Source organism: Streptomyces spongiae (genome assembly GCF_009377185.1).
GTDB classification, from domain to species: domain Bacteria; phylum Actinomycetota; class Actinomycetes; order Streptomycetales; family Streptomycetaceae; genus Streptomyces; species Streptomyces spongiae.
Map to the genome: position 1 here is coordinate 58,932 of NZ_VJZC01000007.1, position 10,749 is coordinate 69,680.

8 protein-coding genes are annotated in these 10,749 nt (G+C 71.9%); 7 read left to right on the top strand and 1 reads right to left on the bottom strand.

Going from position 1 to position 10,749, the window contains the following annotated elements:
- Nucleotides 1-504, top strand: a complete 504-nt coding sequence (locus tag FNH08_RS02575) for a flavin reductase family protein (RefSeq protein WP_152769572.1) — start codon at nucleotides 1-3, stop codon at nucleotides 502-504.
- 34 nt (nucleotides 505-538) lie between these two features.
- The gene (locus tag FNH08_RS02580; protein ID WP_407704321.1) at nucleotides 539-1,270 is read left to right on the top strand and encodes a GntR family transcriptional regulator; all 732 of its coding nucleotides are present in this window, start codon (nucleotides 539-541) and stop codon (nucleotides 1,268-1,270) included.
- A 30-nt stretch (nucleotides 1,271-1,300) separates the two neighbouring features.
- Here FNH08_RS02580 and FNH08_RS02585 read toward each other — a convergent pair whose 3' ends face one another.
- A complete protein-coding gene (locus FNH08_RS02585; RefSeq protein ID WP_152769573.1) occupies nucleotides 1,301-1,714 on the bottom strand; it encodes a (R)-mandelonitrile lyase in 414 nt (137 codons plus the stop codon).
- Between the two features lie 198 nt (nucleotides 1,715-1,912).
- Between FNH08_RS02585 and FNH08_RS02590 the strand changes: the two genes are divergently transcribed.
- From FNH08_RS02590 to FNH08_RS02610, 5 genes are all read left to right on the top strand, one after another.
- Nucleotides 1,913-2,449: a hypothetical protein gene (locus FNH08_RS02590; protein ID WP_152769574.1), complete on the top strand. Its 537-nt coding sequence runs from the start codon at nucleotides 1,913-1,915 to the stop codon at nucleotides 2,447-2,449.
- 123 nt (nucleotides 2,450-2,572) lie between these two features.
- Nucleotides 2,573-3,370, top strand: coding sequence for a VOC family protein (locus FNH08_RS02595; protein WP_322723532.1), 798 nt, complete (start codon nucleotides 2,573-2,575; stop codon nucleotides 3,368-3,370).
- A gap of 30 nt (nucleotides 3,371-3,400) precedes the next feature.
- On the top strand, nucleotides 3,401-4,258 hold the full coding sequence (locus tag FNH08_RS02600) for a DMT family transporter (protein WP_152769576.1): 858 nt from the start codon (nucleotides 3,401-3,403) through the stop codon (nucleotides 4,256-4,258).
- Between the two features lie 200 nt (nucleotides 4,259-4,458).
- Complete coding sequence (locus tag FNH08_RS02605) at nucleotides 4,459-7,125, top strand: glycoside hydrolase family 127 protein (protein WP_152769577.1); 2,667 nt, start codon at nucleotides 4,459-4,461, stop codon at nucleotides 7,123-7,125.
- Between the two features lie 43 nt (nucleotides 7,126-7,168).
- A complete protein-coding gene (locus FNH08_RS02610) occupies nucleotides 7,169-10,621 on the top strand; it encodes a glycosylhydrolase-like jelly roll fold domain-containing protein (protein WP_152769578.1) in 3,453 nt (1,150 codons plus the stop codon).
- Nucleotides 10,622-10,749: the final 128 nt, after the last annotated feature.

The window sequence follows — 10,749 nt, forward strand, 5'->3', positions numbered from 1 at the left end:
ATGGCCTCGGCGGCCTCGAAGCCCGACATCGGGGTGATGAAGCAGGTCAACCGGCAGTTCGTCACCGGTGTCACCGTCGTGACCGCGATGGACGGGGAAACCCCCAGAGGTCTGGCCGTCAACGCGTTCGCGAGCATCTCGCTCGACCCCGCCACCGTGATGGTGTGCGTTCAGCGCACCTCGTCGACCCACGACTGCCTGTTCCGGGCGGGCCACCTCGCGATCAACATCCTGTCCACGGACCAACTCGACGTCGTCGGCAGGTTCGCGAGCAAGGCCGACGACAAGTTCAAGGACCTGGACTGGGAGAGCGGCCCGTTCGGCAGCCCGCTGATCGCTCGGAGCAGTGCGCGGATGGAGGTCGAGATCCGCGAGCGCCTCCAGGCCAGCACACACACCGTGTTCATCTGCCGCGTGGTGCACGCCACTGTCGCCGGGCACCAACCGATGGTCTACAGCGCGGGTAAGTTCTTCGACGGTGGCGCGCTCGCGCCGCTGGGATGACGGGCGGGCGGCTCGGGAGACGGAGGAGGGCTCGGTGAATCGCGGAAAGACCGAACCGAAGCGGGGGTCCTCCCGGCCGGAGGCCGGGGGAGGGTCGGTGCAGGGCCGGGTGATCGCCGAAATGCGTCGGCGCATCATCAAGGGGGACATCGAGCCCGGGGCTCCGCTGTCGGAGCTCGCCCTCGCGGAGGAGTTCGGGGTCAGCCGTACGCCGGTACGCGAAGCTCTCAAGCAACTGCAGACCGAGGGGCTCGTCGAGATCCGGCCCCGCGTCGGGACGTTCGTCACCACCCCGTCCCGGCGCGAGATCACCGAGCTCTTCGAGATGAAGGAGCTCATCGAGGGCGCGGCCGCTCGCCTCCTCGCCCTACGCGGCCGGGTCCCGGAGATCGACATGCTCGAGCGGAACCTGCGTGAGGCCGATGCGGCGGTGGCGCGGGACGACCGGGAGCGGTACGCGGAGTTGGTGCAGGAGTTCCACGACCTGCTCATCACCGGCGCCGACAACAGCAAGTTGGAAGCCCACTACCGGATCCTGATGAACCAACTGGCCTACTCCCGGCTGGTGAACACGTCGCTGAGCCAGCCGGGCCGCCCCCTCCAGTCCGACCGCGAGCACCACCGTGTCCTGGAGCTGATCCTGGAGAAGGACGGCGACAGCGCCGAGCAGGTGATGCGCGAGCACGTCAGGGCCAGCCGACGTGCGCTGCTGGCGGGGCTGCCCCTCGGTGGCTCGAACGAGAGGTCCGGCACGGCGGGTTCCTGAGGGCGGAGGGGGCGTTCGGGTCGGGTCGGGTCAGGCGCGGGTGCGCGGACCGGCGGTGTACTGCGCTTCGCTGACGTGCTCGGCCCACGCGGTCTCGGGGGTGCCGTCGTCCGTGCCCTCCCACATCGCGAGGTGCTCCATGAAGTGCTCGGGAGCGGCACCGTGCCAGTGCTCCTCGCCGGGCGGGCAGGAGACGGTGTCGCCGGGGTGGGCCTCGAAGACCGTGCCGTCGCGGGTGCCGATCAAAGCGATGCCGGAGACCACGTGCAGGGTCTGGCCGGCGGCGTGGCGGTGCCAGGCGGTGCGGGCGCCAGGCGCGAAGCGGACCAGGTTCACGCGCATCCGGGACGGCGCGTCGCCGGGGTGGATCACGTCCCACCACACGTCACCCGTGAACCATTCGGCCGGTGCCTTGCTGCTGGGCTGCTTCTTGAGGAACTCCATGACATCAACCCTCACACGTGGTCGCACGCGCGTGAAGGGGAGGATTCTCTCCTAGGAGGGTTCGTCAGCGGCGGCGTCCAGCCCCCTCTTATGGCACAACAATCGTGCGAGCAGCGCGTGGCGTCGTGTTCCCTCACACCACACGGGTGAGCATGAGCGGACCCCGCCCTTTCCCCGCACACGCACCGAGGCGATGCGATGCCCGACCGCTCCGACCATGTCCGTCCCGAGAGCGTCGCACCGAGGTGGATCCTCCAGCACCGGCCCGCGGAGCAGGCACTGTTCAGCGGCATCTACGGACTGGTGCTGGCCAGCGCTCTGGCGTCCGCGTTGGACGCGACGGGCGAGGAGGCCGACCCTGGTTCGGACGCTCTGTGGGTTCTGCTCACCGCGCTGGCGTCGGGCGCCGCCCATGGGTTCGCGCACGTCATCGCCCAGCGTGCGTCCGGCGACAGTTCCGCCACCACGAGCAGAGTGCGGTTGGCCCTCGCCGAGTGGCCGCTGGTCGCCGCCGTGCTGCCCACGGTGGCGGTACTGCTGGGCGCGTTGGCCGGCTGGTGGGCAGAGGCCGCGGCGGTCGAAGCGGCCCTGCTGTTCAACACCGTCGCCCTGTTCGGCTGGGGAACCTGGGCCGCCCGCACCGCCGGACACAGCTGGCTGCCCTCGTGCCGGGCAGGAGCCATGGACATGCTGATCGGTTTCGTGATCATTATCGCGAACGCCCTGATCCACTAGGCAGGCGCGTAGGCGGTGCGTATACCGGCAGGACCCACAGTCCGTGCCCCGACGCGCCCGACGCGCGATTGCCCGTCTCGGGTGTCACGCTGAAGTCACCAGGACCTGAGGAAGGGAATCGCCGTGATCACCACTGACCTCACTCCCGGCTCCCCCTGTTGGCTCGACCTCGGTGCCCCCGACGTCCCGGCCGCCGCGGCCTTCTACGGCGCGGTGCTCGGCTGGGAGTACGAATCCATGGGCGAGGGCGAAGACGTGGAAGGCGGGATGTTCAGGAAGGACGGCAAGACCGTCGCCGGGCTCGGCAAGCTCACCGAGGAAGGCGCGCGCCCGGCCTGGATGATCTATTACAGCGTCACCGACACGGATGCCACGACCCAGGCAGTGGAGCGCGCGGGCGGCACGGTGCGGGTGGCGCCGAGGGACCTCGGCGACTGGGGTCGGATGGCGCAGTACAGCGACCCGATGGGGGGCCAGTTCGCCGTCTGGCAGCCGGGGACGGACACGGGCTTCGAGCTGGTGGAGGAGCCGGGTTCGCTGTCGTGGACGGAGCTGTACACCAGCGACGCCGCGGCCGCCAGGGAGTTCTACGGGGAGGTCCTCGGCTGGCAGTTCAGCGACATGCCGCTGCCGGGCGACGGGGGCACGTACACCCTCATCACCCCCGCCGGGCTGCCCGAGGAGCGCATGCAGGGCGGCCTCATGGAGGTCAGCAAGGAGGACCTCGCCCTGGCCGGAGGGCATCCGTACTGGCACCCGGTCTTCGCCGTGACCGACTGCGACGCAGCGGTCGCCGACGTCACCGGGCACGGCGGCAGCGTGCAGATGGAACCGGACGACGCGGAGGGCGTCGGCCGGCTGGCCGTCTGCCTCGACCCGTCGAACGCGGACTTCGTGGTGCTCGCCCCGGCCCGGAAGTAACCCCGCAGGCCCGGCGGGCATGGTGTACCCATGATCGTGCTCGCCCTGCTCTTCGCGGTCCTCGGGGCCTTCAGCAACGCGCTGGGTACGACCTTCCAGCGCAAGGCCGCGTCCACCGTGGCCCAGGGCGGTGGACTGCGGCTGCTGCTCGCCCTCGTGCGGCGGCCTGCCTGGGCCCTGGGCATCGCCGGTGTGACGGGTGCCGCGGTGTTCCAGGCCCTGGCCCTGGTCAACGGGCCCATGGCGCTCGTCCAGCCCGTGTTCATCCTCGAACTTCCGTTCGCACTGCTGGTGGCTGTGCCCGTGCTGCACCGTCGGCTGCCCGCCGACGGCTGGTGGGCGATCGGGGGAGTGGTGGCCGGACTCGCCCTGCTGCTCGCCGCGGCAGCCCCCTCCGGGGTCCGGCAACAGGCCCCGATGGACCGGTGGATCCCGGTTCTGGCGTTCACGCTGGGGGTGATGGCCGCCTCGGTCGTCCTCAGCCGGTCCTCGTCCTCGCCGTTGTTCCGCGCGGCCGTACTGGCGGCGGGCGCCGCGGTCGGCAACGCGCTGACCGCCGCACTCATGAAGTCGGCCACGGGGCGCCTCGCCGACGATGGGCTGCCCGCCTTTCTCACCACCTGGCAGACCTACGGATTCGCGGTCACCGGCATCGCGGCGCTCCTGTTGCTGGAGAACGCGCTGCAGGCCGGCCCGCTGGCCGCGTCACAGCCCGCGCTGACCATCGGCGACGCCTCGGTGAGCCTCCTGCTGGGTGTCGCGCTGTTCGACGAGAGGGTCCGCTCGGGCTGGTGGATTCTGCCCGAGGTGGCCGGTGTGCTCCTGATCCTGTGGGGCGTGCTGCGGCTGACCCGTGTGGTGCCCCAGCTCGGCGATGTCGTGCGATGAGGGCGGGGAGAGATCCGCTCAGTCGGCTCGGGTGAATTGAACGTTTCAATGGCGTCTGCGCAGTCGTCGCGCTTCGCCCCATGCCTGTCAAAAGCCTTGACCCTTGTCATGGCTGAGCTTAGCGTCTGCGGCTGCAGCGTAAAACGATTCAATCAGCTGCCCGTCTCGTGCTCGTGTCCCGCCGAAGGGAGTCCCGCACGTTGCCCGCCCCTCGCGACACCACCGGCCCCTCCCGCCGCCGGATCCTGGTCACCGCCACGGCCACCACGGCCGCGGCGGCCGTCACCCCGGTCACCCCCGCCGTGGCCGCCTCCGGCGCCCTCCCAGCGGCCCATCCGCCCGTCGGCGCGCCCGGCGCCGGACCCGCCCGCGCAGCCCTCGCCGCCTTCGACCTGTCCGAGGTCCGTCTCCTGGACAGCCCCTTCCTCGCCAACATGCGCCGCACCTGCGCCTATCTGCTCTTCGTCGACGCCGACCGGCTGCTGCACACCTTCCGCCGTACCGTGGGCCTGCCGTCGTCGGCGGAGCCCTGTGGCGGATGGGAGGCCCCCGACGTCCAACTGCGCGGCCACACCACGGGCCATCTGCTCAGCGCCCTCGCTCAGGCACACGCCGGTACCGGCGAGTCCGCGTACGCCGCCAAGGGCCGCGCCCTCGTCTCCGCGCTCGCCGAGTGCCAGCGCGCCGCCCCGGCCGCCGGCTTCACGCGCGGCTACCTCTCCGCGTTCCCCGAGTCGGTCTTCGACCAACTGGAGGCGGGCGGCAAGCCCTGGGCGCCGTACTACACCCTGCACAAGATCATGGCCGGTCTGCTCGACCAGTACCGGCTCAGCGGCAACCGCGAAGCCCTGGACGTCCTGCGGGAGATGGCCGCGTGGGCGGACGCCCGCACCGCGCCGCTGTCCTACGAGCGGATGCAGAACCTGCTCAAGGTGGAGTTCGGAGGCATGAACGACGTGCTGACCCGGCTCCACCTGGAGACGGGCGACCCGGCGCACCTGCGCACCGCCCGCCGTTTCGACCACGAGGAGTTGTACGCCCCGCTCGCCGCCGGCCGCGACGAACTCGCCGGACGGCACGCCAACACCGAGATCGCCAAGATCGTCGGGGTCGTGCCGTCGTACGAGGCCACAGGAGACCCGCGCTACCTGGACATCGCCGACACCTTCTGGACCACCGTCGTCCGCCACCACTCGTACGCCATCGGAGGCAACTCCAACCAGGAGCTCCTCGGACCGCCCGACGAGATCGTCAGCAGGCTCTCCGAGGTCACCTGCGAGAACTGCAACAGCTACAACATGCTGAAGCTCGGACGCCACCTCTTCCTGCACCGGCCCGACCGCACGGACTTCATGGACCACTACGAGTGGACCCTCTACAACCAGATGCTGGGCGAGCAGGACCCCGACTCCGCGCACGGTTTCGTCACCTACTACACCGGCCTGTGGGCCGGCTCCCGGCGGGAACCCAAGGGCGGTCTCGGCTCGGCCCCCGGCAGCTACAGCGGCGACTACGACAACTTCTCCTGCGACCACGGCACCGGGCTGGAGACCCACACCAAGTTCGCCGACTCCGTCTACTTCCGCTCCCGCGACACCGAGCGCCCGGCCCTCTACGTGAACCTGTTCATCCCGTCCGAAGTGCGCTGGTCCCAGCGGGGCGTGACGTTACGTCAGGAGACGGCGTACCCGTCGGACGGCCGTACCCGGCTCACCGTCACCCGCGGACGGGGACGCTTCGCGCTGCGGATCCGGATCCCCGGCTGGGTGGCCGACACCGGACGCCCCGCCGTACTCAAGGTCAACGGCCGTCCCGCCACGCCGAAGGTCGACGGCCGTCCCGCCGCACCGAAGGTCGACGGCCGTCCCGCCGCACCGAAGGTCGACGGCCGTCCCGTCGGTGCCCGGACACGCCCCGGCACGTACGCCACGCTGGAGCGGACGTGGCGCACGGGCGACACGGTCGAACTCACCCTGCCCCGCAGGCCGGTCTGGACCCCGGCGCCCGACAACCCCCAGGTGAAGTCGCTGTCGTACGGACCGCTGGTGCTGGCGGGACAGTACGGCGACGGCGACACCGCGCTCGCCACGCTGCCCACGATCCGCCCGGAGTCGCTGCGTCCCGTCCCGGGCGCCTCGACACGGTTCACCGCGCTCGCGGACGGCCACCGCGTGGAACTACGGCCGTTCCACGAGGTGCACCACCAGCGCTACAACGTCTACTGGGCGGTCGCTCCGCGCCGTACCTCCGAACGGGACGTCGCCCACTACCCGTTCGACGAGCGGACCCGGGACATCACCGGCACCTTCGCCGCCGCGACCCTGGCCGCCGGCGCGGCGTGGACCAACGACGGCACCGGCCCGGCCGTGGCCCTGGACGGGCGCGGCGGCCATGTCGCCCTCCCCGCGGGCCTGGTGAGCGGACTGGACGCGGTGACGATCGGCGTCCGGGTCAGGGTCGACGCCCTCGCCGCCTCCGCCCGTGTCCTCGACTTCGGCTTCCACAAGGAGACCTACCTGTTCCTCGCAGCGACCACCGGCGCCGGACGAGCCCGTGCCGCGCTGAAGATCGCGGGAATGGAACGAGAGGACGTCGTCGACGCGAACGGGCCCCTGCCTGTGGGCCGTTGGACCCACGTGGCCCTCACTCTCGGCGACGGCATCGGCGTGCTTTACCTCGACGGCGTCGAGGTGGGCCGCAACCCGGCCATGGTCGCGAGCCCGCTGCTGCTCGGCATGACCACCCGCTCCTACCTCGGACGCTCCCAGAACAGCACCCACCCGTACCTGCACGGCGCCGTACGCGACCTCCGGGTGCACAACCGGGCGTTGACCGCGCCCGAAGTCGCCCGCCTGGCCGCGGGCTGAACGTCTGGTCCGGCCCGTTCACTCCCTCCGCAGGAGCTCACGCATGCCCGAGAGCACACCCGACAGTACCCCTGAGAACGCCCCCGAAGTCCCGTTCTCCAGACGCGGGTTCGTCGCCGCCGCAGGCCTCGGCACCGTCGCCGCCGGCTTACCCGGCCTCGCGCTCGCCGCACCGTCCGTCTCCGCCACGACGCGGGACCCCGCACCCGGAACCGTCCCGGCCGCCTTCGCCGCACGGCGCTTCATCGACCCGCCCAGGGACAGCCGCCCGACCGTCTACTGGTACTGGAACGGCCCCGTCACCCCCGAACTCGTCGACCGGCAACTCGCCGACCTTCGGGCCAAGGGCATGTACGAGGTGATCCTCTTCTCCTTCGACAACGATGCCATGCGGCCCGTGTTCTTCACCGAGGCATGGTTCGACATCGTCGAGCACGTGCTGCGCACCGCCGAGCGCACCGGCATGCGGGTCTGGCTGTTCAACGACGACCACTTCCCGAGCGGGCGGGCCGGCGAGTACATCGTCAAGGGCGGCACGGTCGGCTCCCGCACCTACCCGCCGCGCCCGGATCTCAGGCTCAAGGCGCTGTGGCGCTCTACCACGGTGGTCGAGGGCCCGGCCGGCGTCGATCTGCGGCGCAGCACCGGTGTGGGCGTGGAGGCCGGGCACCTGGTCGCCGACGCGGCGGTCCTCGGCGGGGCCACGGTCCTGCGCGGCGGCGAGGACTGGACCGATGTCACCGTCACCGCGAGCGGCAAGGCGGACCACACCGCCGCCGGGCTCGTCCTCCGCGCCTCCGCCGACGGCCTCACCGGCTACGCCGTGGCCTTCGACCAGACCGGCGTCGTCACCGTGCGGCGCCTGGCCCGCGACACCGACCCCGTCGAACTGCTGCGCAGCAGCCGCACCGACGGCTTCAACAAGACCAAGTACCACACCCTCGCCGTCACCGTCCGGGGCGCCACGCTCTCGGTCACGCTCGACGGCCGCGACAAGGGCAGCACGGACGACGACCGTCATCCCTCCGGCGGTGTCGGGGTACGCGCCGTCGGCGACGAGCGCGGCCTGTGGGACAGCCTCAGCGTCACGGCGGCCGACGGCACCACCCTCTACACGACGACGTTCGACGACGCGGCAGCCGCGGGCGACTTCCCCGAGCGGCCGTCCCTCGCCGTCGAGGCCGTCGCCGCCGCGGCCCGGCCCGTCGGCTCCACCGACGCCACGGATGCCGTCGACGCCGACGATGTCGTCGATCTGACGGCGCGGCTCAGGGCGGACGGCAACTGGCAGGTCCCGGCTGGCCGTTGGCAGATCGACCTGTTCGGTGGCGTCCCGCTGGTCGACGACTCCCAGGGCTACAGCCGCAGTTACGTCGACCTGCTCGACGACGAACCCGTACGGCTCTTCCTCGACATCGTCCCGGGCGAGTACCACCGCCGGTTCCGGCGCTACTTCGGCACCGTCGTGCCCGGCTTCTGGGACGACGAACCGTTCTTCGCCTCCGCCGAGGCCCACTTCAAACGGCTGCCCTGGTCGCCCACGCTGGACGCGGCACTGCGCGCGGTGGACGTCGCACCCGGCGTGGCCTACGCCGCCGCCTTCGACGACCTCGGCCGGACCGGCCGTATCGCCCGCGGCCGTTACTGGCAGGCCGTCTCCAACCGGTTCGCCCGCTACTTCCGCGCGCAGGCCCGCTGGTGCGAGGAACGGGGCGTCGAGCTCATCACCAACCCGCTCTACGACGAGACCGCCCCCGCCAAGCGGATCCCCACCACCGGGGACCTGCACAAGGTCAACCAGTGGGCGCACATCCCCGGCGGCGACATCATCACCGCCGAGTACGTGACGGGGAAGCCGACCATGATTCCGCGCAACCCGGTGTCCTCCGCCCACCAACTGGGCCGGGAACGGGCCCTGATGGAGATGTTCGGCAACATGGGCTGGCAGGTCACGCCCGGCTTCGTGCACGCGACCGTCGGCGCGCAGGCCGCTCGCGGCGTCAATCTGACCGTCCTGCACGCCCTGTGGACCGACGAGGCCGTCGTCTACTTCCCGCCGCCGTTCGGCCCCCGGGCGCCGTGGTGGTGGACCATGCGCCCGCTCGCCGAGTGGATCGGCCGGGTCATGGAGGCCGGGCGCGGCACCTCCGCCGCCCGCACCGCGCTCCTCCAGCCCCAGCGGGCCGCCGAGCAGTGGACCGGCACCACCCGGCAGGGCGAGGTGGACAGCGCGCTCGCCGACGCCGCCTACGCGCTGGAACGCGCCCAGGTCGACTTCGACCTCCTCCACGACGGCACCCTGACCGGCGACCCGGACCTGCGCTGCCACGCGCGGGTACGGGACGGACGCCTCGCCGTCGGCGCCGCCCGCTACGACCTCGTCGTCCTGCCGGTCACGCCGACCCTGGACGCGGCCGCCGTGCGTGCCCTGAACGGTTTCGTCCGGGCCGGCGGGACCGTCGTCGCGGTGGGAGCCCTGCCCGCCGACGAGGCCGACAGCAACGACCGTGCCCTGGCCCGAGCCCTGGCCGACCTCTTCGGCGACACCGTCCCCGGCAGCCGCTCCCTCGGCCGGGGACACGCGGTCCGGGTCACCGACGTGTCGGACCTGGGCGCCGCCGCCCACGACGCCGGTGCCGCGGTCGCCGTCCTCGAACCCGCCCGCGAGACGGTCCGGGCACTGCGCGTCACCCGGGGCACGGACACCGCCTTCCTGTTCAACAACGAGAGCGGCACGGCCGTCGAGACCTCGGCGGTCCTGCCCGCCGAGGGTGTCCCCGAACTGTGGGACCCGGCGACCGGCGAGACCGCGCCGGCGCCCGTGTACCGCGCGAGCCGACGCGGCCTGCACGTGCCGCTCACCTTCACGTCGTACGAGACCAGGATCGTCGTGGTGCGCCGCACCGCCCCGGCCGCGCCGCACCTGACGGAGGCCACGCTCCCCGTCCTCTCCGTCGAGCGGCACGGCGGCGCCCTGCGCGCCACGGTCGAGGCGTCGTCACCCGGCAGCCACTGGCTCACCGGCACCTACGCCCGGCGCACCTACCGCGGCACGGTCCGCGTCGACGACCCGCTCACCCCGGTCCCCGTCACCGGCGACTGGACCCTCACCCTGGAGCGCGACGGAGACACGGCGGTGACCGGCCCGCTCGGCAGTTGGACCGCGCACGCGCCGCTGTTCTCCGGCAGCGGCACCTACACGACGGAGATCGGTGTCGACCGCGCCCACCTCGATGGACGGCGGGTCCTGCTCGACCTCGGCGACGTACGGGACGTCGCCGGCGTCACCGTCAACGGCACCGAGCTCGACCCGCTGCTGTGGGCGCCGTTCGTCGCGGACGTCACCGGACTGTTTGTCCCCGGCCGCAACCGTCTCGCGGTGCGTGTCTCCAACACCCTCTCCAACGAACGCAAGAAGCCCCTGCCGTCCGGGCTGCTCGGCCCGGTCACCCTGCGCTTCCGGCGCCGCGTCACCGCCGTGCTCGACCGCGTCTGACCAGCCGCCCCGCACCGCGGGAGCCACGTCCCGCCCGCACTGCGGGAGCCACGCCCCGCCCGCACTGCGGGAACCACGCCCCGAAGGACTGCCATGCCCAGACCCAGCTCCAGCCCCAGCTCCAGCCC

What these genes read in the sequence shown, in the direction of transcription:
- FNH08_RS02575 (WP_152769572.1), top strand. Translation starts at nt 1, where the DNA reads ATGGCCTCGGCGGCCTCGAAGCCCGACATCGGGGTGATGAAGCAGGTC.
- FNH08_RS02585 (WP_152769573.1), bottom strand. Translation starts at nt 1,714, where the DNA reads ATGGAGTTCCTCAAGAAGCAGCCCAGCAGCAAGGCACCGGCCGAATGG.
- FNH08_RS02590 (WP_152769574.1), top strand. Translation starts at nt 1,913, where the DNA reads ATGCCCGACCGCTCCGACCATGTCCGTCCCGAGAGCGTCGCACCGAGG.
- FNH08_RS02600 (WP_152769576.1), top strand. Translation starts at nt 3,401, where the DNA reads ATGATCGTGCTCGCCCTGCTCTTCGCGGTCCTCGGGGCCTTCAGCAAC.
- FNH08_RS02610 (WP_152769578.1), top strand. Translation starts at nt 7,169, where the DNA reads ATGCCCGAGAGCACACCCGACAGTACCCCTGAGAACGCCCCCGAAGTC.